This is a genomic window from Nocardioides sp. JS614 (genome assembly GCF_000015265.1).
Taxonomy (GTDB): Bacteria; Actinomycetota; Actinomycetes; order Propionibacteriales; family Nocardioidaceae; genus Nocardioides.
The window spans coordinates 4,054,028-4,077,140 of the sequence record NC_008699.1 but is presented as its reverse complement, the minus strand read 5'-3'; the positions used below and the strand labels follow the sequence as shown (position 1 = coordinate 4,077,140).

The 23,113-nt window shown below is 73.6% G+C and carries 25 protein-coding genes and 1 pseudogene; 15 read left to right on the top strand and 11 right to left on the bottom strand.

The annotated features are described in order from the left end of the window. The first annotated feature begins 158 nt into the window (after window positions 1-158). Genes NOCA_RS28510 through NOCA_RS20960 form a run of 4 tightly spaced genes read left to right on the top strand, consistent with a single transcriptional unit; the run spans window position 159 to window position 4,995 of the window. Window positions 159-1,322: a resuscitation-promoting factor gene (locus tag NOCA_RS28510; protein WP_011757286.1), complete on the top strand. Its 1,164-nt coding sequence runs from the start codon at window positions 159-161 to the stop codon at window positions 1,320-1,322. Between the two features lie 55 nt (window positions 1,323-1,377). Further along, complete coding sequence (gene rsmA / locus NOCA_RS20970) at window positions 1,378-2,271, top strand: 16S rRNA (adenine(1518)-N(6)/adenine(1519)-N(6))-dimethyltransferase RsmA (RefSeq protein WP_011757285.1); 894 nt, start codon at window positions 1,378-1,380, stop codon at window positions 2,269-2,271. Beyond that, complete coding sequence (locus NOCA_RS20965; RefSeq protein ID WP_041546768.1) at window positions 2,262-3,167, top strand: 4-(cytidine 5'-diphospho)-2-C-methyl-D-erythritol kinase; 906 nt, start codon at window positions 2,262-2,264, stop codon at window positions 3,165-3,167. The genes rsmA and NOCA_RS20965 overlap by 10 nt, the downstream gene beginning before the upstream one ends. Next, window positions 3,160-4,995: an ABC-F family ATP-binding cassette domain-containing protein gene (locus tag NOCA_RS20960; protein WP_011757283.1), complete on the top strand. Its 1,836-nt coding sequence runs from the start codon at window positions 3,160-3,162 to the stop codon at window positions 4,993-4,995. Before NOCA_RS20965 ends, NOCA_RS20960 begins: the two co-directional genes overlap by 8 nt. Before the next feature lie 30 nt (window positions 4,996-5,025). Here NOCA_RS20960 and NOCA_RS20955 read toward each other — a convergent pair whose 3' ends face one another. Further along, complete coding sequence (locus NOCA_RS20955; protein ID WP_011757282.1) at window positions 5,026-5,514, bottom strand: MarR family winged helix-turn-helix transcriptional regulator; 489 nt, start codon at window positions 5,512-5,514, stop codon at window positions 5,026-5,028. Between the two features lie 66 nt (window positions 5,515-5,580). Between NOCA_RS20955 and NOCA_RS20950 the strand changes: the two genes are divergently transcribed. The 3 genes from NOCA_RS20950 (at window position 5,581) to NOCA_RS20940 (ending at window position 7,916) form a co-directional block, all read left to right on the top strand. After that, the gene (locus NOCA_RS20950; RefSeq protein ID WP_011757281.1) at window positions 5,581-6,390 is read left to right on the top strand and encodes a trans-aconitate 2-methyltransferase; all 810 of its coding nucleotides are present in this window, start codon (window positions 5,581-5,583) and stop codon (window positions 6,388-6,390) included. A 65-nt stretch (window positions 6,391-6,455) separates the two neighbouring features. Next, window positions 6,456-7,340: a PASTA domain-containing protein gene (locus NOCA_RS27675; RefSeq protein WP_011757280.1), complete on the top strand. Its 885-nt coding sequence runs from the start codon at window positions 6,456-6,458 to the stop codon at window positions 7,338-7,340. A 111-nt stretch (window positions 7,341-7,451) separates the two neighbouring features. Beyond that, on the top strand, window positions 7,452-7,916 hold the full coding sequence (locus NOCA_RS20940) for a hotdog fold domain-containing protein (protein WP_011757279.1): 465 nt from the start codon (window positions 7,452-7,454) through the stop codon (window positions 7,914-7,916). On the opposite strand, the gene NOCA_RS20935 is transcribed toward NOCA_RS20940, so the two are convergent. Together NOCA_RS20935 and NOCA_RS20930 are read right to left on the bottom strand one after the other, a co-directional pair. Continuing rightward, window positions 7,900-9,393 (bottom strand): CehA/McbA family metallohydrolase, encoded by a 1,494-nt coding sequence (locus NOCA_RS20935; protein ID WP_011757278.1) that lies wholly within the window; start codon window positions 9,391-9,393, stop codon window positions 7,900-7,902. The two genes, NOCA_RS20940 and NOCA_RS20935, sit on opposite strands and share 17 nt — an antisense overlap. 17 nt (window positions 9,394-9,410) lie before the next feature. Next, window positions 9,411-9,758: a hypothetical protein gene (locus NOCA_RS20930; RefSeq protein WP_041546766.1), complete on the bottom strand. Its 348-nt coding sequence runs from the start codon at window positions 9,756-9,758 to the stop codon at window positions 9,411-9,413. 63 nt (window positions 9,759-9,821) lie between these two features. Here NOCA_RS20930 and miaB point away from each other — a divergent pair, with 63 nt between their 5' ends. After that, window positions 9,822-11,312 carry a tRNA (N6-isopentenyl adenosine(37)-C2)-methylthiotransferase MiaB gene (miaB, locus tag NOCA_RS20925; protein WP_011757276.1) on the top strand — a complete coding sequence of 497 codons (1,491 nt, stop codon included), beginning with the start codon at window positions 9,822-9,824 and terminating at the stop codon, window positions 11,310-11,312. Between the two features lie 18 nt (window positions 11,313-11,330). On the opposite strand, the gene NOCA_RS20920 is transcribed toward miaB, so the two are convergent. Genes NOCA_RS20920 through NOCA_RS20900 form a run of 5 tightly spaced genes read right to left on the bottom strand, consistent with a single transcriptional unit; the run spans window position 11,331 to window position 12,810 of the window. Then, complete coding sequence (locus NOCA_RS20920; RefSeq protein ID WP_011757275.1) at window positions 11,331-11,642, bottom strand: hypothetical protein; 312 nt, start codon at window positions 11,640-11,642, stop codon at window positions 11,331-11,333. Next, the gene (locus NOCA_RS20915) at window positions 11,639-11,902 is read right to left on the bottom strand and encodes a hypothetical protein (protein WP_011757274.1); all 264 of its coding nucleotides are present in this window, start codon (window positions 11,900-11,902) and stop codon (window positions 11,639-11,641) included. The genes NOCA_RS20920 and NOCA_RS20915 overlap by 4 nt, the downstream gene beginning before the upstream one ends. Window positions 11,903-11,916: 14 nt before the next feature. After that, window positions 11,917-12,375: an NUDIX hydrolase gene (locus NOCA_RS20910; protein ID WP_011757273.1), complete on the bottom strand. Its 459-nt coding sequence runs from the start codon at window positions 12,373-12,375 to the stop codon at window positions 11,917-11,919. Further along, window positions 12,372-12,551, bottom strand: coding sequence for a hypothetical protein (locus NOCA_RS20905; protein ID WP_041546763.1), 180 nt, complete (start codon window positions 12,549-12,551; stop codon window positions 12,372-12,374). Before NOCA_RS20905 ends, NOCA_RS20910 begins: the two co-directional genes overlap by 4 nt. A gap of 1 nt (window position 12,552) precedes the next feature. Beyond that, window positions 12,553-12,810 carry a hypothetical protein gene (locus NOCA_RS20900; RefSeq protein ID WP_041546762.1) on the bottom strand — a complete coding sequence of 86 codons (258 nt, stop codon included), beginning with the start codon at window positions 12,808-12,810 and terminating at the stop codon, window positions 12,553-12,555. An 18-nt stretch (window positions 12,811-12,828) separates the two neighbouring features. Between NOCA_RS20900 and miaA the strand changes: the two genes are divergently transcribed. The 4 genes from miaA (at window position 12,829) to NOCA_RS20880 (ending at window position 15,999) form a co-directional block, all read left to right on the top strand. Continuing rightward, the gene (gene miaA, locus NOCA_RS20895) at window positions 12,829-13,761 is read left to right on the top strand and encodes a tRNA (adenosine(37)-N6)-dimethylallyltransferase MiaA (protein ID WP_011757272.1); all 933 of its coding nucleotides are present in this window, start codon (window positions 12,829-12,831) and stop codon (window positions 13,759-13,761) included. Further along, a complete protein-coding gene (locus tag NOCA_RS20890) occupies window positions 13,758-14,315 on the top strand; it encodes a dihydrofolate reductase family protein (RefSeq protein WP_011757271.1) in 558 nt (185 codons plus the stop codon). The genes miaA and NOCA_RS20890 overlap by 4 nt, the downstream gene beginning before the upstream one ends. Further along, window positions 14,312-15,151 carry a diaminopimelate epimerase gene (gene dapF, locus NOCA_RS20885; RefSeq protein ID WP_011757270.1) on the top strand — a complete coding sequence of 280 codons (840 nt, stop codon included), beginning with the start codon at window positions 14,312-14,314 and terminating at the stop codon, window positions 15,149-15,151. Before NOCA_RS20890 ends, dapF begins: the two co-directional genes overlap by 4 nt. 71 nt (window positions 15,152-15,222) lie before the next feature. Beyond that, entirely contained in the window at window positions 15,223-15,999 is a 777-nt protein-coding gene (locus NOCA_RS20880; protein WP_041548057.1) for an SDR family NAD(P)-dependent oxidoreductase, read from the top strand. A gap of 89 nt (window positions 16,000-16,088) precedes the next feature. On the opposite strand, the gene NOCA_RS20875 is transcribed toward NOCA_RS20880, so the two are convergent. After that, window positions 16,089-16,670, bottom strand: coding sequence for a nucleoside/nucleotide kinase family protein (locus tag NOCA_RS20875; protein WP_011757268.1), 582 nt, complete (start codon window positions 16,668-16,670; stop codon window positions 16,089-16,091). After that, window positions 16,667-19,150, bottom strand: coding sequence for a GcvT family protein (locus tag NOCA_RS20870; protein WP_011757267.1), 2,484 nt, complete (start codon window positions 19,148-19,150; stop codon window positions 16,667-16,669). The genes NOCA_RS20875 and NOCA_RS20870 overlap by 4 nt, the downstream gene beginning before the upstream one ends. 83 nt (window positions 19,151-19,233) lie before the next feature. On the opposite strand from NOCA_RS20870, the gene hflX reads away from it, so the two are divergent. Next, on the top strand, window positions 19,234-20,715 hold the full coding sequence (gene hflX, locus NOCA_RS20865; protein ID WP_011757266.1) for a GTPase HflX: 1,482 nt from the start codon (window positions 19,234-19,236) through the stop codon (window positions 20,713-20,715). A gap of 161 nt (window positions 20,716-20,876) precedes the next feature. Here hflX and NOCA_RS20860 read toward each other — a convergent pair whose 3' ends face one another. Then, complete coding sequence (locus NOCA_RS20860; RefSeq protein WP_011757265.1) at window positions 20,877-21,773, bottom strand: alpha/beta fold hydrolase; 897 nt, start codon at window positions 21,771-21,773, stop codon at window positions 20,877-20,879. Window positions 21,774-21,862: 89 nt separating this feature from the next. Here NOCA_RS20860 and NOCA_RS20855 point away from each other — a divergent pair, with 89 nt between their 5' ends. Beyond that, window positions 21,863-22,579 (top strand): SGNH/GDSL hydrolase family protein, encoded by a 717-nt coding sequence (locus NOCA_RS20855; protein WP_011757264.1) that lies wholly within the window; start codon window positions 21,863-21,865, stop codon window positions 22,577-22,579. Between the two features lie 118 nt (window positions 22,580-22,697). After that, window positions 22,698-22,853, top strand: a pseudogene (locus NOCA_RS26700) (MarR family transcriptional regulator); the annotation flags it as partial. Window positions 22,854-23,113 lie beyond the last annotated feature (260 nt).

Below are 23,113 nucleotides of genomic sequence, written 5' to 3'. Positions count from 1 at the left end.
GGTTTGCATTTCTGGCACCTTGGCTGGTGGTCTGGAATGCGGAAGGCCGGGATCGGGACGGATCAGGACAGGTCCAGCAAGGACCAGCGCGGGTGTGGGGAACACGTCGGGACCGCGCTGGCAGCCCGAGGCCCGGGTCGTACGACGTTCGGAGAATCGTGCCCACCAGTGAGCACAGCAATGAGCAGCAGCCCACCAGCAGCCTCCTGAGCCGGGCCGGCCGGAGCCGGCCCCTGATGGTCGCCCTCGCGGCGATCGTGGTCCTGGCCGTCGCCGGGAGCACCTGGGGCTACAGCGCCCTCAGCAAGACCGTGACCCTCTCCCTCGACGGGCAGGCCCAGGAGGTCACCGCCTTCGGCGGGACCGTCGGCGACGTGTTGAAGTCGGAGGGCGTGGAGGTCTCGGCCCGCGACGTCGTCGCCCCGAGCGTCGACGAGCCGATCGCGGACGGCACCAAGATCTCGGTGCGCTTCGCCCGCCCGCTCGCGCTGAGCGTCGACGGCGACACCCGCACCTACTGGGTCACCTCCACCACCGTCGCGCAGGCGCTGGGCGAGATCGGCCGGCGGTACGGCGACGCCGAGCTGTCGGTCAGCCGCGGCGGCTCGATCGATCGCGGCGGCATGAGCCTGGCGGTGGTGACGCCGAAGACCCTGAAGGTCAAGCTCGGCAAGCACCAGATGGTCAAGCGGACCGTCACCGCGCTCACCGTCGAGGACGCCCTGGCGAAGCTCGGGGTGAAGCTCGGCAAGCACGACGAGACGAAGCCCGCCCCCGGGCACGAGCTGCAGGACGGCGACCGGCTGGTCTTCACCAACGTCAGGATCGTGACCAAGCACGTCGACGGCGAGGTCGTCGACTTCGGCACCGTCGAACAGGAGGACGGGTCGATGGTCCAGGGCCAGACCTCGGTCGTGCGGGAGGGTGAGACCGGCCTGCGCGACGTGACCTACCGGATCGTCTACCGCAACGGCGAGGTCTCGGTGCGCAAGGTCCTGCGCCAAGACGTGCTGCGCCAGCCGGTCGACGAGATCGTCAAGGTCGGCACCAAGGCGCCGGCGGTCAACTTCGCGTCCGGCAACAGCGTGTGGGACCGGCTCGCCCAGTGCGAGTCCGGCGGCAACTGGGCGATCAACACCGGCAACGGCTACTACGGCGGCCTCCAGTTCAGCCTCGGCACCTGGCAGGCGTACGGCGGCACCGGCCTGCCCAGCAACCACAGCCGCGAGACGCAGATCGCCATCGCCACCAAGCTCCGCAACGCCTCCGGCGGCTATGGCGCTTGGCCGGGCTGCGCCGCGGCGCTCGGGCTGCCCCGCTGACGTCACCGGAGCCCGCCGCGAAGCGCGCGGGGTCGCGCTGACTACGCTGGCGCCCATGTCTGACACCTCCGCCGGCCCCAGGTTGCTGGGGCCGGCGGACGTGCGCCTGCTCGCCGCCGAGCTCGACCTGCGACCCACCAAGCAGCGCGGTCAGAACTTCGTGATCGACGCGAACACGGTCCGTCGGATCGTCCGGGAGGCCGGCGTCACCGCCGAGGACGTGGTCCTCGAGGTCGGTCCCGGCCTGGGCTCGCTGACCCTCGCGCTGCTCGCCGTCGCCGGCCGGGTGGTCGCGGTCGAGGTGGACCCGGTGCTGGCCGGCCGGCTGCCCGCGACGATCGCGGCGTACGCGCCGGCCCAGGCCGACCGGTTCGAGGTCGTCCTCGGTGATGCGATGCGGATCCAGGAGGTGCCCGGGCCGACGCCGACCGCGCTGGTCGCGAACCTGCCCTACAACGTCTCCGTGCCGGTGCTGCTGCACCTGCTCACGCTGCTGCCCTCCCTCGAGCGGGGCCTGGTGATGGTGCAGGCCGAGGTCGCCGACCGGCTCGCCGCGGCCCCCGGCTCCAAGGTGTACGGCGTCCCCTCGGTCAAGGCGGCCTGGTTCGCCGACGTCCGCCGCGCCGGTGCCGTCGGGCGCAACGTGTTCTGGCCCGCGCCGAACGTGGACTCCGGCCTGGTGGCCTGGTCCCGGCGCGAGCCGCCGGCCACCACCGCCACCCGCGAGCAGGTCTTCGCGGTCGTCGACGCGGCGTTCGCCCAGCGCCGCAAGGCCCTGCGCGGGGTGCTGCGCTCGCTCGCCCCGGCGGAGTCGGTCGACGCGGCGCTGGCCGGCGCGGGCGTGGACCCGCTGGCCCGCGGGGAGTCGCTGCGCGTGGAGGACTTCGCCCGGCTTGCGGAGCGGCTGCCGTGGGAGGCGCTGCCCTCGAAGGAGGGGCCGTGGAGGTGACCGTGCGCGCGCCCGCCAAGGTCAACCTGCACCTCGGGGTCGGCGCGCCCCGCGAGGACGGCTTCCATCCGCTGGTGACGGTCTACCAGGCGGTCGGGCTCTACGACGACGTCACGGCGCGCGCGGCGCCGGACTGGAGCGTGGGCGTGGGCCTGCCGGACTGGATGGACGACGACGCCGTACCCCTCAACGGCGCCAACATCGTGGACCGGGCCGCGGACCTGCTCGCGGCCCATCACGGCGTCGAACGGACCGGGGAGCTGCACATCGCCAAGGCGATCCCGGTCGCGGGCGGCATGGCCGGCGGCTCCGCCGACGCCGCCGCGGCCCTGGTCGCCCTGGACCGGCTCTGGGGGCTGGACACCTCCGACGACGACCTCCTCGCGCTCGCCGCCCGGCTGGGCAGCGACGTGCCGTTCGCCCTGCTCGGCGGCACCGCGCTCGGCACCGGCCGGGGCGAGGTGGTCACGCCGGTGCAGGACCGCGGCACCTGGTGGTGGGTGGTCGTCCCCTCCGACACCGGGCTGTCGACCCCCGAGGTCTACCGGCACTTCGACCGGATGTTCCCCGACGCACCCTCCCAGCCGGTGCCGGCCGACGCGCTGCTCGGCGCGATCGCCGCCGGCGACACCTGGGCGCTCGCGGACGCCCTGCACAACGACCTCGAGGCGGCCGCGATCGACCTGCGCCCCGAGCTCGGCCGGCTGATCGAGCGCGGCGAGGAGGCCGGGGCGCTGCGCGGCCTGGTGTCCGGGTCCGGCCCGACCTGCGTCTTCCTGTGCGGCTCCGCCGACCACGCTCGCTCGCTGGCCGCCGACCTGTCCGGCGCCGGTCATCCCGTCGTCCTCGCCGCCAACGGGCCGGTCGCCGGCGCGCACCTGGTCTCCTATGCCTAGCCCGGCGGCCAACCTCGTCAACCTCGAACGGGTCTCCAAGGCGTACGGCGTCCGGCCGCTGCTCACCGAGGTCTCGCTCGGCATCGGCGCCGGCGAGCGGGTCGGCATCGTGGGCCGCAACGGTGACGGGAAGACCACCCTGCTCGAGGTGATGACCGGCCTGGAGGAGCCCGACTCGGGCCGCGTCTCCCGCAGCCGGGGGCTGCAGGTCGGCTTCCTCCACCAGGCCGACCAGCTGGAGGACACGCACACCGTCCGGGAGGCGGTGCTGGCCGGCCGCTCCGACCACGAGTGGGCCGCGGACCCGCGCACCCGCGAGGTCGTCGAGGTGCTGCTGGCCGGCGTGGCGCTGGACCGCGCGGTCCTCGGCCTCTCCGGCGGGGAGCGCCGGCGCTGCTCGCTCGCGGCGCTGCTGCTCGGCGAGCACGACCTGGTGGTTCTCGACGAGCCCACCAACCACCTGGACGTGGAGGCGGTCGCCTGGCTGGCGCAGCACCTGGTCCGCCGTACCTCCGCCCTGGTCGTGGTCACCCACGACCGCTGGTTCCTCGACGAGGTCTGCCAGTGGACCTGGGAGGTGCACGACGGCGTCGTCGACGCCTACGAGGGCGGGTACGCCGCCTTCGTGCTGGCCAAGGCCGAGCGGCAGCGGCAGGCGGCCGCCTCGGAGGTGCGTCGGCAGAACCTGGTCCGCAAGGAGCTGGCCTGGCTGCGTCGCGGGCCGCCGGCGCGGACGTCGAAGCCGAAGTTCCGCATCGACGCCGCCAACCAGCTGATCGAGGACGTGCCGCCGCCGCGGGACCGGCTCGAGCTGCAGCGGTTCGCCACGCAGCGGCTCGGCAAGGACGTGATCGACGTCGAGGACGTCGACCTGGCGCGCGGCGAGAAGCAGCTGCTCTCGCACGCGACCTGGCGGCTCGGGCCCGGTGACCGGGTCGGCATCGTCGGGGTGAACGGTGCCGGCAAGACCTCGGTGCTCTCGCTGCTGTCCGGCGAGCTCGCGCCGTCGGCCGGTCGCGTGCGGCTGGGCCGGACCGTCGCGCTGCAGCACCTGACCCAGCAGCTCGACGACCTCGATCCCGAGGGCCGGGTGCTGCCGACCGTCGAGTCGATCCGCCGGATCACGAAGACCGCCGACGGGGAGATCACCGCGACCGCGATGCTGGAGCGCTTCGGCTTCACCGGCGACCGGCTCACCGCCCGGATCGGGGACCTCTCGGGTGGCGAGCGGCGGCGCTTCCAGCTGCTGCGGCTGCTGCTGTCCGAACCCAACGTGCTGCTGCTCGACGAGCCCACCAACGACCTGGACATCGAGACGCTCAACGTGCTCGAGGACTTCTTGGACGGCTGGCCCGGCACGCTGGTGGTCGTCTCCCACGACCGGTACTTCCTCGAGCGGGTCACCGACTCGGTCTGGGCGCTGCTCGGCGACGGGCAGCTCTCGATGCTGCCCCGGGGCGTGGACGAGTACCTCGAGCGCCGCGCGGCCGACCTCCACGTCGAGCCGGGACTTCTGGCCGCTGAGTCGGGAGTTCCGACGGTCGAGTCGGGAGTTGTGACCGGTGATGCGGGAGTTCCGGCCGCCGAGCCGACGGTGAAGGCCAAGGCGGGGAGTGCCGAGGAGCGCGCGGCTCGCAAGACCATCGCCCGCATCGACAAGCGGCTCGAACGGATCGCCGAGCAGGAGGCCGGGCTCAACGCCGAGATCCTCGAGCACGCCCACGACTACGAGCGGCTCGCCGGGCTGAGTGCGCAGCTCGACGGGCTCGCGGCGGAGAAGGAGAGCCTCGAGCTCGAGTGGCTCGAGGCCGCGGAGCTGCTGGAGTAGCGACCCAGCGGTCCTGCGCGGCCCCGACGGTCAGCCGGAGAACGGCGCCGACAGGGTCCGCAGCAGCCCGGCGAGCCGGGTGCGGTCGCGCTCGGCGAGTGCGGTCAGGAAGGTGCGCTCGGCGGCCAGCAGGGCCTCGAAGGCCTCGTCGACGGCGGCTCGCCCCTCGGGGGTGAGCCGCACCAGCACGCCGCGCCGGTCGTGCGGGTCGGGCAGCCGCTCGACCAGGCCGCGGGCGGCCAGCCGGTCGACCCGGTTGGTCATGGTGCCGCTGGTCACCAGCGTCTCGCGCAGGAGCCGGCCCGGCGAGAGCTCGTACGGCGTCCCCGCGCGGCGCAGCGCCGCCAGGACGTCGAACTCCCAGGGCTCGACCCGGGCCGCGGTGAACGCGTCGCGCCGGGCGAGATCGAGCTGGCGGGACAGCCGGCTGATCCGGCTGAACACCTCGACCGGCGCCAGGTCCAGGTCCGGGCGCTCCCGCGCCCAAGCCTCGACCAGCGCGTCGACCTCGTCCCGCATGGCGCGAGCGTACCGGATGCGTCGAGAATCTTGACATCGAGATACACCGGGCGCACGGTGGTCGGCATGGCGCACTCCTGGGACCCCGACCGTTACCTCGCCTACGCCGACGAGCGCGGCCGCCCGTTCGTGGACCTGCTGGCCCGGGTGCGGGCCGAGGATCCTCGGACCGTGGTCGACCTCGGCTGCGGTCCGGGCAACCTGACGAGGCTGCTCGCCGAGCGGTGGCCGGATGCGGCGGTCTCCGGCCTGGACTCCAGTCCGGAGATGATCCGGGCCGCGCGAGCCGCGGCGCCCGACCTGGCCTTCGAGGTCGCCGACCTGCGCGACTGGGCGCCGGCCGAGCCGGTCGACGTGCTCGTCGCGAACGCGGTGCTCCAGTGGGTGCCCGGCCACCTCGAGCTGCTGCCCCGCCTGGTCGCGGGGCTCGCGCCCGGCGGCTGGCTCGCCTTCCAGGTGCCCGGCAACTTCGAGGAGCCCAGCCACACGGTTCGCGACCAGCTGGCCGCGGAGCCGCCGTACGCCGCCCACACCCGTGGTGTCGTCCTGCCGAGCAGCCACGACCCTCGTCGCTACCTGGACGTCCTGGCCGGCCACGGATGCACGGTGGATGCCTGGGAGACGACGTACCTCCACCTGCTCGCCGGCCCGGACCCGGTCTTCACCTGGGTGTCCGGCACCGGTGCGCGCCCGACGCTGCAAGCGCTCCCCGACGACCTGCGGCCGGCGTTCGAGGCGGAGCTGCGGCGCCGGCTGGCCGAGGCCTACCCGGTGCACGAGTACGGCGTCGTGCTGCCGTTCCGCCGGGTGTTCGTCGTCGCGCGGGTGCCCGCGGCTCGCGGGTCGACCCCCTCGCCGCGCGCGCCGCGCGCCTGAGCGGTCCGGTAAACCCGGCGGCTCCACCGCGCGTCCCACTTGTAGGACACCAGGGGAGGCGCGAGATGGGCACGCGGCAGGGTCGTTCGAGTCGTTCGGGCCAACCGGGTCGGTGGCGGTGGTGGGCGGCGCAGGTCGCGGTGCCGCTGCTGGTGGCCGCCTGCGGGACGCCGGGCTCGGACCCCGGCGCGGCCCGGGACGCGACGCCTGAGCCCACGCAGGCCTCCACCCCGGCGTCCCCGCCGGATCCGAGTGGCCAGGCCTACGCACCGGGCACGATGCCCGACCTCGTCGGGCTCGGCTCGGCCGAGGCCGGCCGCTTGCTCGGCGCGCTCGAGCTGGGCTCGGAGTGGAGCACCGTCGCCGTGCGCTGCGAGGCCCGGCCCGGCACCGTCGTCCGCCAGGCACCGGCCGCCGGCTCGGTGCTCACCGACCACACGGTGGTGCGGCTGCGCACCGCGACTCTCGACCTCGAGGCGTTCCGCGGGCCCTGCGAGGCCGAGGAGCTCGGGCCCGTGACGGGCGCGGACGCCGTGCTGGCCCGCAAGCTCTACCGGTTCGCGGCCGACCCCTCGGTCGGGGCGCCGTTCGTCGCCGGTGAGGTGTGGACCGGCATCGAGGACGGCCTGGCGTCGACGACCGTCGGCGCCGCGGAGCGGACCGACCTCGCCGCCTGGCAGCTCGACGCGGAGTACGCCGAGCGCGGCGGCCCGTTCTCGGCGCTGGACGTCCTGGCGAGCAGCGGCGGGTACTACGAGCTGCACCGCGGCATCGTCGGCACCTGCCCGGGCGGCAACGCGAAGGCGCCGGCCGGGCTCGCCGGGCTGCGCGCGATCAGCCTCACCGTCCCCGAGGACGCGATCGACTCCTGCCTGCAGTGGTGGGGCGTGACCGTGTTCTTGGACCACGACCAGATCCGCGGCGTCGCGCTCCGGCTCGGATCGCCGTGACCCTGGCCGACGCAGGGCCGGCGGTGGCCCAGCAACCGTCCGGGGGTCGGGTTCGGCTGCCTGGGCACCGCTGGCCGGCGGCAACCGGTTACTGGTCGGTAATATCACCGCATGAGCCAAGTCCTGACGATGTGGCAGAGGACGAGCGCGGTCCCCGTGGTGGGCAGCCGGCTGTTCTCGGTGCTGTTCGCGCAGAAGGCGCCGTACTTCGCCTCGATCCGCCCGCGCTTCCTGAGCATCGAGCCGAACCGGGTCGAGCTGCTGATCCCCAAGCGACGCCGGGTCCACAACCACCTCGGGACCGTGCACGCGATCGCGCTGTGCAACGGGCTCGAGGCCGCGATGGGGGCGCTCGCCGAGGCCACGATCCCCGCCGACAGGCGCTGGATCCCCAAGGGGATGGAGGTCGCCTACACCGCCAAGGCCACCAGCGACATCGTGTGCGTCGCCGAGACCGACCCCGAGCAGTGGGTGTCGGGCGACCCGGACCTGCCCGTGCGGGTGCACGGCATCCGCGACGACGGCACCGTCGTGATCGAGGGCGTGATCCGGCTCTGGGTCACCCCGCGGTCGTGAGGAAGATCGGGTTCGTCAGCGCCACCATCTGCCCGGTGGCCGACTCCCGGCGTACCTCCGCCCGGACGAACGCCGTCCCACCGGGCACCGCGGCGTCGAGCCGCACGGTTCCGGCGCTGGCGAGGGCGGTCCCGTAGGTCGCGGCCGCAGGCCCGAGCAGCGTCGCCACGCAGCCGTCGTCGAGGCCGGTGACCTCGAGGTGTACGGCGACCTGGTCGCCCGGCCCGCTCGGCACCCGGTCGCCGCACTCGCCGCTGACGTCGCCGAGGGTCGCGGTGAACGTCAGGCCGATGCCCGAGGACTCGGCGATCCAGGAGTGCCCGGCCCGGTAGCCGGCGATGATCGCCTCGGTCGAGAGCGACTCCGCGCGCACCACGGTCTGGGCCAGGCCGATCTGCTGCGCCTGCCGGTGGGTGTCGGAGTTGCCGACCGCGGGCTTGAACGTGCCCGCGCTGAGCAGCGTGTGCCAGCGCTTCACCGCCTGTGCGTTGAAGACGGCGTTCACGCCCGACCAGGGGCCGTTCCACACCTCGACCGCGTCGACCTCGGAGAACCCCGGGTCGTAGTCCCAGCGGATCGAGGGGACCGGGACGTTCGGGTGCGCGGCGATGGACAGCCCACCCAGGTCGCGCACCTGCTGGGTGAACTCCGCGAGCCGGTCGTCCTCGGGGCGGTAGCGCCAGTCGATCCAGGTGTCGGCGGGCAGCCCGGTCGCCAGCCAGTGCCCGCCGCGCGTGGTGACCTCCTCGCCGTTGATCACCAGGAAGCCCTCGGGCACGTGCCGGCCCCAGGTCCGGGTCGCCGAGCTGTTGTTGTGCTCGGAGGTCCCGATGAAGTCGAGACCGGCGGCCTGGGCGTACTCCAGCACCTGGCGCCGCGTCTGCGAGCCGTCGGAGAACACGGTGTGCACGTGCAGGTCGCCGCGGTACCAGCCGTAGCCGGTGCCCGGGACCGCGGTCGGCGCCGGAGCCGGCTCGAAGGCCGGGCCGCGCGGGCCGAAGCGCAGGGTGACGGTCACCTCGTAGTCGACCCGGCGCATGATCTGGTACGGGCCCAGTGAGATCCGCCAGCGCCCCGGCTCGATCGGCCCGGCCAGGTAGCCCGGCGTGGCCGACCCGCGGCTGAGGCGGAACGAGGAGCGCGCGCCACCGGTCCAACCCCGGAACCCGGCGGCGTTGCCCAACCCCACCCCTGAGGGGTCGAAGATGCCGATGTCGATGACGTTCGTGCTGAAGCCGAACCCGGTGTCGCTGGGCGGCGGATAGGAGTAGGAGACCTCGATCTGGCGTACGCCGCGGGGCACCTGGAACGGCAGGTATCGCCAATCCTCGGTGTCCGTGGGGGAGAAGTGGCCCCGGAACTTCTTGGTGACCGTCGAGCCGGCGGCCGCGGGCTCGAAGGTGGTCAGCGCGGCGGTGGTCGCCACGCCGGCTCCGGAGAGCAGGAGCCGGCGCCGGTCGAGGTGATGGCTGCTCATGGTGCCACCAGGATGGCTCAGCGCCAGCCGCGTCGTACGGCGAACCCGGTGATTGCGGCCGCGAGCAGCATCGAGCCGGCGACCAGCCCGGGCCAGATCCGCAGCTCGCCGTGCTCCCGGTACCCGCGCAGGGCCCGATGGCACTGGTAGGAGAGCGCCGAACCGTTGCTCTCCCGGGAGAGGACCGACGCCGAGCTCTGGACGGACAGCGCGGACGCCGCTGACATCAGCGAGCCCAGCGACCCGGCCGACATCACCGATCCCACGCTGCCGAACGAGGCGATCGAGCCGACGCTCCCGATGGAGAGGACCGAGCCGTCCGACCACAAGGAGAGGACCGAGCCCCGCGAGCCGTAGGACCACATGGACCGCACGGTACGCCGCGGTTCGGTCCGGCAGGCCGGCCCGCCGTACCCTTGACGACTGTCATGTCGACTGCGCAGCACACCTCCCCCCGGACATATGAGGTCCGCACCTACGGGTGCCAGATGAACGTCCACGACTCCGAGCGGCTCACCGGGCTGCTGGAGGACGCGGGCTACGTGGCTGCGCCCGACGGCCAGCAGGCCGACGTGGTCGTGTTCAACACCTGCGCGGTCCGGGAGAACGCCGACAACAAGCTCTACGGCAATCTCGGCCACCTGGCACCGGTCAAGGCCGCGACACCGGGGATGCAGATCGCCGTCGGCGGCTGCCTGGCGCAGAAGGACCGCGACACGATCACCACCCGCGCACCCTGGGTCGACGTGGTGTTCGGCACCCACAACATCGGTTCGCTGCCGGCGCTGCTCGAGCGGGCGCGGGTGCAGGACGAGGCCCAGGTCGAGATCCTCGAGTCGCTGGAGGTGTTCCCCTCGACGCTGCCGACCAGGCGCGAGTCGGCGTACGCCGCCTGGGTGTCGGTGTCGGTCGGCTGCAACAACACCTGCACGTTCTGCATCGTCCCCAGCCTGCGCGGCAAGGAGAAGGACCGGCGCCCGGGCGAGATCCTCGCGGAGGTCGAGGCGCTGGTCGCCGACGGCGTCTCGGAGATCACCCTGCTGGGCCAGAACGTCAACGCCTACGGCGTGGAGTTCGGTGACCGGCAGGCCTTCTCCAAGCTGCTGCGGGCGTGCGGGGAGGTCGACGGTCTGGAGCGGGTGCGGTTCACCAGCCCACACCCGGCCGAGTTCACCGACGACGTCATCGCGGCGATGGCCGAGACGCCGAACGTGATGCCGCAGCTGCACATGCCGCTGCAGTCGGGGTCGGACAAGGTGCTGCGCGACATGCGACGGTCCTACCGGCAGCGGAAGTTCCTCGGCATCCTCGAGCGGGTCCGGGCCGCGATGCCGGACGCCGCGATCACCACCGACATCATCGTCGGCTTCCCCGGCGAGACCGAGGAGGACTTCCTCCAGACCATGCACGTGGTGCGCGCGGCGCGCTTCTCGGGGGCGTTCACGTTCCAGTACTCCAAGCGTCCCGGCACCCCCGCCGCCACGCTGCCCGACCAGGTCCCGCCCGAGGTCGTCAAGGACCGCTACGAGCGGCTGGTCGCGCTGGTCAACGAGATCGCGTGGGAGGAGAACAAGCGCCTGGTCGGCCGCCGGGTCGAGCTGATGGTCGCCGAGGGCGAGGGCCGCAAGGACGCCGCCACCCACCGCCTGTCGGGGCGCGGCCCGGACAACCGGCTGGTGCACTTCGCGCCGCCCGCGGGCGTCGAGATCCGCCCGGGCGACCTGGCCACGGTCGAGGTCACCTACGCGGCGCCGCACCACCTCGTGGCCGACGGGCCCGTGGTCGACGTACGCCGTACCCGCTCCGGCGACGCCTGGGCGGCCCGGAACGCCGCGCCGGCCCCGTCGTCCGGCGTCACCCTCGGCATGCCGACCGTCGGCGCCCCGGCACCGCTCCCGGACGCGCCCGCCTGCCGCTGAGCCGGCGGTCCCGCGGAGTCAGACCTCGTCGTCCGAGCGCGGGTCCTTGCTGGAGTAGCCGGCCTTGGGCGGCAGGCCGACCGGGTTCTCCTCGGGGTTGCCGGGGTGCTGCTCGGGAGGCTCGTCGGCGCCGGCGTGGTGCTCGTGCGGCGCGACGTCGCGGAGGCCGTCGGTGGCCTCCTGGCCCGGGCCGGCATGGCCGACCCGCTCGCTGCTGACCCCCATGCCGCCGGACGCGCGCTGCGGGCCTCCGGATCCGGGGGTCGAGGACTGGATCTCCTCGTCGGCGTCGTCGGTGCCGCCGGACGTGGTGGGTTCGATGTCGCTCATGCGGGGGACTCCTTGTCGTCGTCGGACCCCTCGTCCGCGCCGCCCTCGCTGCGGGTGGCGCGGGTGGAGGTGTCCCCGGTGCCCCTGACCTCCTCCACCAGCGGATCGGGAGCCTTCTCCTCGATCGCCGGGTTCTCCTCCGGGGTGAGGTCGGGGATCAGGATGGGCCCGCTGTCGTCCTCGACCGCGTCGACGCCGCCCGGGTTGGGCTCGCCGGGCTCGATCTGGGGCATGGGCATCGGGCCGAGATCGGATGCCATGGGTCCCTCCCTGCTCAGAATCCGAACGTCGAGTATGCCGTCGTGGTACCCGTTCGCAGCCCGTCCAACACGGCCAGCTCGTGCGGCACCACCGGGTCGGGCAGCGCGTCCAGGGGGCACCACCGGAGCTCGGCGGCCTTGCGGGTCTCGAGGATCCGGGGCTCCCCGGTCCAGGTGCGGGAGGTGAAGAAGAAGTCGATCCGCTCGTCGATCGGCTCGCCGCCGCGGGTGCGCTGCATCGCGGTCACGAACGTCAGGTCGAGGCCGGTGACCCCGATCTCCTCGAGCGCCTCGCGATGCGCGGCGTCGTACGCGGTCTCGCCCTTCTCGACGTGCCCGGCCGCGGCGGCGGCCCAGTGGTCGTCCATGAAGCCGGTGTTGGTGCGCAGCTGGAGCAGCACCTCGGGGCCGGCGACCCCGTCGCGGAGCAGGAAGACGTACGCGGCAGGGACGACGACGAAGCGGTCGATCACTCCTCGTCGTCCTCGTCTTCGCCCTCGAGGTCGTGGGGGGTCACGGCCGGCTCGCCCCGACCGTCGTACACCGTGCCGGTCTCCGCGGACACGGCCTCCTGCTCGTTCGCCTCGTACTCCTCCTCGTCCGGCGACTCCTCGGGCTCGAGGTCCTCGGTCAGGTCGAACTCGCTCATCTCACTCACCTCCCGAGCCGTCGGACGGCTCATCGAGCGACGTGCCTGCATTCTCCTCCTGCGCAGCCCGGTCGGGGGAGCCGTCGTGCTCGTCGGGAAGGTCACTGTCGTGCTCGCCGGGCGGCGTGCCGTAGGGGCCGTGCGGAGTGTCGGTGCGCTGCGGTCCGCCGGGCGGCGGCGGGGCGTCCGCGCCACCGGGCCCGTGCGGGTCGACCGGTCCCTGGGGCGTGTCCTGGGGGTTGTCCTCGGGCTCGCTCATGCTTGCCACACTAACCACATGGCCCCGACCCCAAACCGCACGCCGATCGTGGCCGTGGTGGGTGCGACGGCGTCCGGCAAGACGGGGCTCTCCCTGGACCTGGCCGAGCGGCTGCGGGGCGAGATCGTCAACACCGACGCGATGCAGGTCTACCGCGGCATGGACATCGGTACGGCGAAGCTGCCGGTCGCCGAGCGCCGCGGGATCCCGCACCACCTCCTGGACACGCTCACGGTGCGCGACCCGGCGACGGTCGCGGAGTTCCAGTCCTGGGCGCGGGCCGAGATCGCGGAGATCCGCGGCCGGGGGCGGACGCCGGTCCTGGTCGGCGGGTCCGCCCTCTACACCCGGGCGATCCTCGACCGCTTCGAGTTCCCCGGCACCGACGAGGCGGTCCGACGGCGGCTGGAGGCGGAGCTCGACGCCCTCGGGCCGGCCGCCCTCCACGAGCGGCTGCGCGCCGTCGACCCCGAGGCCGCGACGCGGATCCTGGTCGAGAACGGCCGGCGCATCGTCCGGGCCCTCGAGGTCGTCGAGATCACGGGCCGGCCGTTCACGGCCTCGCTCCCGACCATGGAGTACGCCGACCCCCGCACCGTCCAGGTCGGCGTCGACATCGACCGGCCGACGCTCGACGCGCGGATCGTCGCGCGCGTGGACGCGATGTTCGCCGCCGGGTTCGTCGAGGAGGTCGAGCGGCTGCTGGCCGAGGGGCTCGCCGAGGGCCGCACCGCGGGTCGCGCGATCGGCTACCGCGAGGTGGCGTCGTACCTCACGGGCGAGCTCAGCCTCGCCGAGGCGCGCGAGCGCACGGTCAGCGCGACCCGGCGGTTCTCCCGGCGCCAGGACTCCTGGTTCCGCAAGGACCCGCGGGTCACCTGGATCCGGTACGACGATCCCGGGCTGGTCGACCGGGCGGTGTCGGTGGTCGCCGCCACACTGGACGGATGACGAAGACCGTCTACTACACCGCCAGCTCGCTCGACGGCTTCATCGCTGACCCGGACAACTCGCTGGCCTGGCTGCTCAGCCGCGACATCGACCAGGACGGCCCGATGGCCTACCCGGGCTTCCGGGCGGGCGTCGGCGCCGCCGCGCTCGGGGCGACCACCTACCAGTGGGTCCTCGACAACGACCCCGACGGCTGGGAGTTCACCCTGCCCTCCTGGGTCTTCACCCACCGCGACTTCCCGGCTCAGGACGCGATCACCTTCACCACCGACGACGTGCGCACCGTCCATGCCGCGATGGTCGAGGCCGCCGCCGGCAAGGACGTGTGGCTGATGGGTGGGGGTGACCTGGTCGGCCAGTTCGCCGACGTCGGCCTGCTCGACGAGGTCTGGGTGCAGTACGCGCCGGTGACCCTCGGCGGCGGAGCGCCGCTGCTCCCGCGCCACGTCGAGCTCCGGCTCGAGGAGCACGCCCGCAACCGCGAGTTCCTGTGCGCCCGGTACGCCGTGCTGCCGGGGCCTGACGCGGAGCCGGCCAGTACCGTGGGGGCGTGACCACCACGCCCGCCCCGACAGCGGCTGACGGCTACCCGTTCCTCAAGGGTCACGGCACCGAGAACGACTTCGTGCTGCTGCCCGACCTCGACGGCAGCCTCCACGGCGACCTGTCCGCCGACCGGGTCCGCGCGTTGTGCGACCGGCACGCCGGCATCGGTGGCGACGGGGTGCTGCGCGTGCTGCGCACCGACGCCGGGTGGTTCATGGACTACCGCAACGCCGACGGCTCGATCGCGGAGATGTGCGGCAACGGGATCCGGGTCTTCGTGCGCCACCTGGTCGAGGAGGGGCTGGCCGATCCCGGTCAGCCGATCGAGGTCGACACCCGCGACGGGGTCAAGGTGCTCACCGTCGACGGCGACCTGATCACCGCGGACATGGGCCGGCCCCGGGTGCTCGGCGAGACCGTGGTCGGCGTCGGCACGGTCAGCTGGCCCGCGCGCCACGTCGACATGGGCAACCCGCACGCGGTGGCGTTCGTGGACTCGCTGGACCCGCACGGACCCGTGGGCCCGCTGCTCGACCCGCCCAGCCGCGACCCGGAGACCTTCCCGGACGGGGCGAACGTGGAGTTCGTCGTACGCCGGGGCGAGCGGCACGTCGCGATGCGTGTGCATGAGCGCGGCTCGGGGGAGACCCGGTCCTGCGGCACCGGCGCCTGCGCGGTGATGGTGGCGGCCGCGGTGGCCGACGGCGCCCGCCCCTCCGGCGCCGACGTCGCCTACCGCGTCGACGTCCCCGGCGGCACCCTCACGGTCACCTGGACCGCCGACGACCGGGTCCTGCTCACCGGCCCCGCCGTCATCGTCGCCCGGGGCACCACCGTGCTCTGAGCGGCGAACCCGGCGACCGCTCGGACCCGCACCGTGACAGTCCCACTGTGAGCATGGTTATGCTCGCGCGCATGGACATCAACGGAGCCAGTGCCATCGTCACGGGTGGGGCGTCGGGCATCGGCGCGGCCGCCGCTCGTCAGCTCGCCGAGAAGGGCGCGGTCGTCGTGGTCGCCGACCTGCAGGCCGACAAGGGCGAGGCGCTCGCCCAGGAGATCGGGGGCGTCTTCGCCCGGGTCGACGTCACCGACACCGACCAGATCCGCGCGGCCGTCGAGGCCGCCGCCCAGATCGCCCCGCTGCGCGCGTGCGTCAACTCCGCCGGCATCGGCTGGGCGCAGCGCACCATCGGCCGCGACGGCGAGTTCGACTCCGCGCACGACCTGGAAGCCTTCCGCAAGGTGATCGCGATCAACCTGATCGGCACCTTCGACATGGTCCGGCTCGCCGCGACCGCCATGAGCCGCAACGAGCCGGACCAGGACGGCTGTCGCGGCGCGATCGTCAACCTCGCCAGCGTGGCCGCCTTCGACGGCCAGATCGGGCAGGCGTCGTACTCCGCCTCCAAGGGCGGGGTCGTCGGCATGACCCTGCCCGTCGCCCGGGATCTCTCCGCCGCCGGCATCAGGCTCAACACGATCGCTCCGGGCCTGATCGACACCCCGATCTACGGCGAGGGCGAGGCCGCGGAGGCGTTCAAGGCCAAGCTCGGCGAGAGCGTGCTGTTCCCCAAGCGCCTCGGCGTGCCGGACGAGCTGGCCAGCATGGTCGTCGAGTGCATCACCAACAGCTACCTGAACGCCGAGGTGATCCGCGTCGACGGCGGCATCCGGATGCCCCCCAAGTAGGCGCCGACCAGCCTGCGGTGGGGTCGTGTGCCTGAGGACGCGCCATGGCGCGTGCTCAGGCACACGACCCGGAGGGGCCCCGGCCAGAGCTAGAGCTCGACCACGAGGTCGGCCCGGTCCCGGCAGGCCTCGACCAGCCGGGCGTTCGCCCGGTCCACCCGCATCACCCAGGCGCGAGCCGCCTCCGGCGTCTTGCCGAACGCCACGTGCCGGGCGACCAGCCGCTCGACCCGCACCGTCTGGTCGAGCACCAGGTGCCACACCACGTCGAGCTGCTCGCGGACCGCCCGCCAGCGCGGCTCGTCGAGCAGCAGGTAGTTGCCCTCGGTCACGACCGTCCCCGTCGCCGGCACCGGGATCGCGCCGGCCAGCGGCTGCTCCAGGTCCCGCTCGAACATCGGCGCCACCACGTCGGCCTCGCCCGCGCGGACCCGCCGCAGCAGCGCGGCGTACCCCTCGGCGTCGAAGGTCTCCGGCGCGCCCTTGCGGTCCAGCAGCCCGCGCCGCACGAGCTCCACATCGGCGTAGTGGAAGCCGTCCATCGGCAGGATCGCGAGCCCCAGCTGTCGACGGAGCGCGGCGGCCACCGTCGACTTGCCCACCCCGGGAGCACCGGTGATGCCGAGCAGCCGGATCCCCGGCGGGACCTCCGGCAGGCGCACCGCGCTCACGCCCGGACGCGCGCGGATGCCGGGTCGTACATCGGCCGCAGCGACACCTCGGCGCGGTGCCGGGTCCCGGCGACGTCGACCTCCCAGGTGCCGCCCGACAGCCAGTCCGGCGTCACCGGCGCCCCCTGTCCCGAGACCATCGCCAGCCCGACGGCCCCACCGAGGGTCCAGCCGTACGACGCCGCGCGGACGTACCCCACCGGCACGCCGTCGCGGTGCACCACCTCCGCGTGGTGGAGCAGCGGATCCGGGTCGAGCAGGCGCACCTGCACCAGTCGCTGGCCCATCCCGCCGGCCGCCGCGTTCGCCGCCTTGCGCTCCAGCACCGCGTCGCGGCCGACGAACCCGCCCGGCTTGTCGAGCGACAGCGCGAAGCCGAGGCCGACCTCGAGCGGGCAGTCGGTGTTGTCGATGTCGTGCCCGAAGTCGCGGTAACCCTTCTCCATCCGCAATGACGCCAGCGCCTTGAGCCCCACCGGCCGCAGGCCGTACGCCGGGCCGGCGTCCTGCAGCGCGTCGTACACCTTCAGGCCGGAGCCGGCGGGGACGTACAGCTCGTAGCCGAGCTCGCCCAGGTAGGTGATCCGCGCACACAGCACGCGCACGCCGGCCACCTCGATCCAGCGTGCCGTGCGGAAACCGAAGGCAGCGGTCGAGAGATCCGCGTCGGTGAGAGCGGCCAGCAGGTCCCGGGAGCGCGGGCCCTGCACGTTGAGCTGGGCGTAGTCGGCGGTCACGTCCTCGATGCGTACGTCGGTGCCGTCGGCGACCGCCCCGCGCAGCCAGGCCAGCGTGTGCCCGTGGGCCGTGTCGGAGGCGACCACGAGGAAGTCGTCGTCGGCGAGCTTGGTGACGGTGAGGTCCGCCTCGATCCGGCCGCGCTCGTCCAGCCACTGGGTGTAGGTGATGGTCTCCACCGAGGCGGTCACGTCGCCGGCCGAGACCCGGTCGAGCAGGGCGGCCGCGCCGGCACCGCGGACGGCCAGCTTCGCCATGAAGCTCATGTCCATCAGTCCCACGCCCTCCCGGACGGCGCGGTGCTCGGCCGCCCACTCCCGGAACCACGGGGCCCGGCCCCAGCTGGGCTCGGCGACCGGCGTGGTGCCGGGACCGGCGAACCAGTCCGCGCCCTCCCAGCCCGAGACCTCCCGCAGGTAGCCGCCCTGCTCGACCAGCCGGTCGTGCACCGGCGAGAGCAGCGTGCCGCGGGCCGAGCGCAGCTGGGTCCCGGGCGTGTGCGCGGCGTAGACCGTGCCGAGGATCTCGGTGGTGCGGGCGGCGCGGTAGGCGTCGTCGGCCTGCCAGGGCCGGAACCGGTGCACGTCGAAGCCGGTGACGTCGACGTCGGGCCGCCCGGTGGTGATCCACTCGGCCAGCACCCGGCCCAGGCCGCCCGCGGAGAGCACACCGACGGAGTTCATCCCGGCGGCGACGAAGTAGTTGCGGAGGCCCGGGGCCTCGCCGACCGCGGGCGCGAGGTCCGGCGTGAACGACTCGGGCCCGCAGAAGAACGTGCGCACCCCGGCATCGAGGGTCACCGGCACCCGGGCCATCGCCTTCTCCAGGAACGGGCCCATCCGGTCCCAGTCCGGCGGGATCGTCCCGAAGGAGAAGTCGGCCGGGACGCCGTCGACCCGCCATGGCGCGGCGACCGGCTCGAAGAGGCCGACCATCATGCCGCCGCCCTCCTCGCGGTAGTAGCCGTACGACGCGGGGTCCTCGAAGACCGGTGCGTCCGGGTCGAGGCCCTCGATGGTGTCGGTGATCAGGTAGTAGTGCTCGGCGGCCTGGTTGGGGATGACCAGGCCGTTGCGCGCGCCGAGCTCGCGGGCCCACATGCCGGCGCAGTTCACGACGTACTCGCACTCGATGTCGCCCGCCGTGGTCGTCACCCCGGTCACCCGGTCCGTGCCGCCGGCGGGGCCGGGCGAGACCTGGACGTCGCTGACCGAGACGCCCTCGACGATGCGTACGCCGAGCCGCCGGGCGCCCTTCGCCAGCGCCAGGGTCAGGTCCACCGGGTTGACCCGCCCGTCGCCCGGGACGTGGAAGCCGGCCAGCAGGTCGTCGGTGCGCGCCCACGGGAACAGGTCGGCCATCTCGCGCGGGGAGATCTCGTGCACCTCCAGCCCGAGGTGCCGCTGGAAGGCCGCCACCCGGCGGTACTCCTCGAGCCGCGCCTCGTCGGCCGCCGCCTCGATCAGCCCGACCGGCCGGAAGCCGGTGGCCTGGCCGGTCTCGGCCTCCAGCCGCGCGTAGAGGTCGCGGGAGTAGAGCCGGATCGCCGTCGAGGTCTCCGACGTCGAGCCGAAGCAGGTCATCAGGCCGGCTGCGTGCCAGGTGGTGCCCGACGTCAGCCGGTCCCGCTCCAGCAGGACCACGTCGCTCCAGCCGGCGTGGGCCAGGTGGTAGGCGACCGAGCAGCCGATCACGCCGCCGCCGATGACCACGACGCGGGCCCGGTCCGGGAGGTTCGTCACCGGCTCAACGTACTGCCCGGCCGGACGGCGCGTTCGTTATCGGCTCGCGCGGTTCAGGGCTGCGAACGTACCCTTGGGGGCGTATGACGAACGCACCTGACCTCAACTCCTTCAGCCTCGACGACGAGCTCGCGGCCACCGAGGACTGGGAGGACGACGACTTCCGGTCCGGCTATGTCGACGAGCCCGACCCGGAGGAGCCCACGACCGGCGACCTCGACCTCGCGGAGCGGCACGAGCTGCGCCGCGTGGCGGGGCTGCGCACCGAGCTCGAGGACATCACCGAGGTCGAGTACCGCCAGCTCCGGCTGGAGCGGGTGGTGCTCGTCGGGGTCTGGACCGAGGGGTCCGTCGAGGACGCGGAGAACTCCATGGCCGAGCTCGCGCTGCTCGCCGAGACCGCCGGCTCAGAGGTGCTCGACGCGATCTACCAGCGCCGCCAGAAGCCCGACCCCGCCACCTACATCGGCCGGGGCAAGGTCGACGGCCTGCGCGAGATCGTGCAGGCCACCGGCGCCGACACCGTCATCTGCGACGGCGAGCTGGCGCCCAGCCAGCTGCGCAACCTCGAGGACCGGCTCAAGGTCAAGGTCGTCGACCGGACCGCCCTGATCCTCGACATCTTCGCCCAGCACGCGAAGTCCAAGGAGGGCCAGGCGCAGGTCGAGCTGGCCCAGCTCAACTACCTCAAGCAGCGCCTGCGCGGCTGGGGTGGCAACCTCTCGCGCCAGGTCGGCGGTCGCGCCGCGGGTGGCGTCGGCATCGGCGGCCGCGGCCCCGGTGAGACCAAGATCGAGACCGACCGCCGCCGGATCAACACCAAGATCGCCAAGCTCCGCCGCGAGCTGAAGGAGATGAAGGGGACCCGCGACACCAAGCGCCAGGAGCGGCGCCGCCACCACATCCCCAGCGTCTCGATCGCCGGCTACACCAACGCCGGCAAGTCCTCGCTGCTCAACCGGCTCACCGACGCCGGAGTCCTCGTGGAGGATGCGCTGTTCGCGACGCTCGACCCGACGACGCGTCGTACGACGACCGCCGACGGGCGGGTCTACACGATGAGCGACACCGTCGGCTTCGTGCGACACCTGCCGCACCAGCTGGTCGAGGCGTTCCGCTCGACGCTGGAGGAGGTCGCCGACGCCGACCTGATCCTGCACGTGGTCGACGGCTCGCACCCCGACCCGGAGGGCCAGCTCACCGCGGTCCGCGAGGTGTTCGCCGAGATCGGCGCCTCCCAGGTGCCCGAGCTCGTGGTCATCAACAAGGCCGACGCCGCCGACCCGATGGTGATCGCGCGGCTGCGCCAGCGCGAGCCGCACTCCGTGGTCGTGTCGGCGAAGACCGGCGAGGGCGTCGCCGAGGCGCTGCGGGTGATCGAGGGTGAGCTGCCCCGCCCCGGCGTGGAGTTCAAGGCGTTGCTGCCCTACGAGCGCGGTGACCTGATCAACCGGCTGCACCAGCACGGCGAGATCGACTCGATGGAGCACACCGGCGAGGGCACCATCGTGGTCGGCCGGGCCAACGAGGACCTGGCCGGCGAGCTGGCGGCGTACGCCGTCTGAGCGGCCGCGCCGTCAGGTGGGCTGCCCGGCGGGGGTCCACTCCGGGCGCGGGCCGGTGATCTGGTCGAACTCGAGCTCGAGGTCACGCTCGACGGAGGCGCAGATGGGCGTGTCTTCCATGTGCGGGTTGTTCCCCGTCGGGCGCCAGGTCATGCCTCGGGTCATGCCTCGGGCGACAGCCCGGCCAGCCGGGTGAGGTCCGCGAGCACCTCGTCGAACCCCTGGACCAGCGACAGGTGGCCCTCGTCGTCGAGCAGGTGCGGCCGGGCACCGGGCACGTTCGCGGCCAGCCACTCCCCGTGGGCGAACGGGACCATCGCGTCCTCGCGGCCCTGCCAGACCGCGACCGGCACCCGGATGTCCGCGAGCTCGAACCCCCAGGGCGCCACCGCCGCCAGCCCGTCGTCGCGCACCCCGACCACCCCCTGCGCGCCGGCGCGCTGGAAGGTCCGGCTCAGCCAGTCCGCGAACGCGCCGCGCAGCACCGCGCGGTCGACCGGCGGCACCAGGCCGCCCATCGCCGCGGCGAGCTCACCGGGGGAGGCGCCGAGGATCGGGAGGAAGTTCTCGGTCAGGTGGGCCTCGTAGGCCTCCCGTCCCTCCTCGGCGGCGTGGTACTCCTCGTGGTTCTCCTCCGCCATGCCGGCGAACCAGTCCAGGCCCGATGCGTGGTACGGCGCCACCCCGGCGAGCGAGACCGCGCCCCGGCACCGGTCCGGCAGCAGCGCGGCGCACGCCAGCGCCCGCGGTCCGCCGCCCGACCAGCCCACCGTCACGAACTCGGCCACGCCCAGCGCGTCGAGCACGGCGAGCGACTCGACCACGTCGTCGGCGTACCGCCCTGCCGCGGGACGCGGCGTCGAGCCGCCGTAGCCGGGCCGGGAGTAGGTCACCAGCCGCAGCCCGTGCGCCCGGGCGGCGTCGTCGATGGTCACGAACGGGACGGCCGCCGACGGCGATCCGCCGTGGTAGAGCAGGCCGAACCCGCCGGGGTCGCCCCCGGTGAGCACCTCGATGGTGCGACCGTCCGGACCGGTGACCTCCAGGTACTCACTCATCCGACCAGCCTGCCAGGGTTTCTTGCAGGTTCATCACGGGTTGGCAACATCCCGGGCGGGCGGTCGCGCCGCGACGCATCATTGCTCGCGTGGTCCTCCGGGGGGTCGCGAGCCCGGGCTCGCGCAGGTCTGTACGCCGTCGCACGGCGGCGATCGGCGCGCTCCTCGTGTTCCTCCTGGCCTCCGCGCTGATCCTGCGCGTCGCCGACCGTGCCGGCGCGGACGCCGACCGATGCCGGGCCTTCACGGCCGACTCCGTCGCCCGGGCCGCCCAGGTCAGCGGCTCCGGCGACCGGGTCGTCGTGATCGGCGACTCCTGGTCCGCGGGCCTCGGTCTGGACCGGCCGGCCGCCTCCTGGCCCTCGCGGCTGCCCGGTGCGGTGCACGTGGCCGGGTTCTCCGGCTCCGGTTTCAGCGTGCACGCGAGCGCCTGCGCCGGGGTCTCGTTCGCCGACCGGGCGCCGGCCGCCCTGCGCGGCGGCGCCGACCTCGTGGTGGTCGAGGGCGGGCTGAACGACTACGACCGGCCCGACAGCGAGATCCGGGCCGGGTTCGCGCGGCTGATGACCGCCCTGGACGGGCAGCGGGTGGTCGTGGTCGGCCCGGCCAGCGCGCCGTCCCGCGCGGCCGCCGTACCCCACGTCGACGCGCTGCTCGCCTCCCTCTCCGACTGGTACGGCGTCCCCTACATCCGCACGTCCGGCCTCCGGCTGGACTACCTCGGCGACCGTCTCCACCTCACCCTCGCCGGCCACGACGCCTTCGGCGACTACGTCGCCTCGCGGCTCGCCCGCCTGCCCTCCTGAGCTGTAACGCCCGTTTACCCTGCCCTCCCACCGTGCTGCAACATCCCGGGTAGATCGGGTAACAGGGCGTTACAGCGTTCGGCGCCGGGCGGTTGGCGCCCCGTGGGAGTATCCGAGCGTGCGTCATTCCCTGGCCGGCCGCGCGGAGACCCCCACGCAGGCCCGGCTGCTCGCCGAGCTCCGCGACGAGGGGCCGCTGTCGAAGGCCCAGCTCGCCGACCGGCTCCAGGTGTCACGGACCACGATCGCCGCGGAGGTCTCACGGCTGGCCGAGCTGGGGCTGGCGCAGGAGGCACGATCGGGTACGACGGCCCCATCTCGGTCGAGTGGGAGGACGCCGGCATGGACCGCCTGGTCGGCGCCCCCGAGGCCCTCGCGTTCGTGCGCCGGCTGGCCTTCGACGCCCCCGAGGCCGCCTTCGACGCCGCCTTCGCCACGACGGACTAGCGGCCGCCACTCCGCATGTAACGCCGGGTTACCCGCTCTTCCCACTGTGCTGCAACATGGTGGGAAGGTGGGGTAACCCGGCGTTAC

Excerpts from the sequence above, each read along its gene's own strand:
- NOCA_RS27675 (WP_011757280.1), top strand. The coding sequence starts at position 6,456 with ATGGGCACGCGGCAGGGTCGTTCGAGTCGTTCGGGCCAACCGGGTCGG.
- miaA (WP_011757272.1), top strand. The coding sequence starts at position 12,829 with ATGGCCCCGACCCCAAACCGCACGCCGATCGTGGCCGTGGTGGGTGCG.
- NOCA_RS20880 (WP_041548057.1), top strand. The coding sequence starts at position 15,223 with ATGGACATCAACGGAGCCAGTGCCATCGTCACGGGTGGGGCGTCGGGC.
- NOCA_RS20930 (WP_041546766.1), bottom strand. The coding sequence starts at position 9,758 with ATGTGGTCCTACGGCTCGCGGGGCTCGGTCCTCTCCTTGTGGTCGGAC.
- NOCA_RS20915 (WP_011757274.1), bottom strand. The coding sequence starts at position 11,902 with ATGGCATCCGATCTCGGCCCGATGCCCATGCCCCAGATCGAGCCCGGC.
- NOCA_RS20920 (WP_011757275.1), bottom strand. The coding sequence starts at position 11,642 with ATGAGCGACATCGAACCCACCACGTCCGGCGGCACCGACGACGCCGAC.
- rsmA (WP_011757285.1), top strand. The coding sequence starts at position 1,378 with ATGTCTGACACCTCCGCCGGCCCCAGGTTGCTGGGGCCGGCGGACGTG.
- miaB (WP_011757276.1), top strand. The coding sequence starts at position 9,822 with ATGTCGACTGCGCAGCACACCTCCCCCCGGACATATGAGGTCCGCACC.
- NOCA_RS20955 (WP_011757282.1), bottom strand. The coding sequence starts at position 5,514 with ATGCGGGACGAGGTCGACGCGCTGGTCGAGGCTTGGGCGCGGGAGCGC.
- NOCA_RS20905 (WP_041546763.1), bottom strand. The coding sequence starts at position 12,551 with ATGAGCGAGTTCGACCTGACCGAGGACCTCGAGCCCGAGGAGTCGCCG.
- NOCA_RS20900 (WP_041546762.1), bottom strand. The coding sequence starts at position 12,810 with ATGAGCGAGCCCGAGGACAACCCCCAGGACACGCCCCAGGGACCGGTC.
- NOCA_RS20935 (WP_011757278.1), bottom strand. The coding sequence starts at position 9,393 with ATGAGCAGCCATCACCTCGACCGGCGCCGGCTCCTGCTCTCCGGAGCC.
- NOCA_RS20960 (WP_011757283.1), top strand. The coding sequence starts at position 3,160 with ATGCCTAGCCCGGCGGCCAACCTCGTCAACCTCGAACGGGTCTCCAAG.
- hflX (WP_011757266.1), top strand. The coding sequence starts at position 19,234 with ATGACGAACGCACCTGACCTCAACTCCTTCAGCCTCGACGACGAGCTC.
- NOCA_RS20950 (WP_011757281.1), top strand. The coding sequence starts at position 5,581 with ATGGCGCACTCCTGGGACCCCGACCGTTACCTCGCCTACGCCGACGAG.
- NOCA_RS20940 (WP_011757279.1), top strand. The coding sequence starts at position 7,452 with ATGAGCCAAGTCCTGACGATGTGGCAGAGGACGAGCGCGGTCCCCGTG.
- NOCA_RS20860 (WP_011757265.1), bottom strand. The coding sequence starts at position 21,773 with ATGAGTGAGTACCTGGAGGTCACCGGTCCGGACGGTCGCACCATCGAG.
- NOCA_RS20890 (WP_011757271.1), top strand. The coding sequence starts at position 13,758 with ATGACGAAGACCGTCTACTACACCGCCAGCTCGCTCGACGGCTTCATC.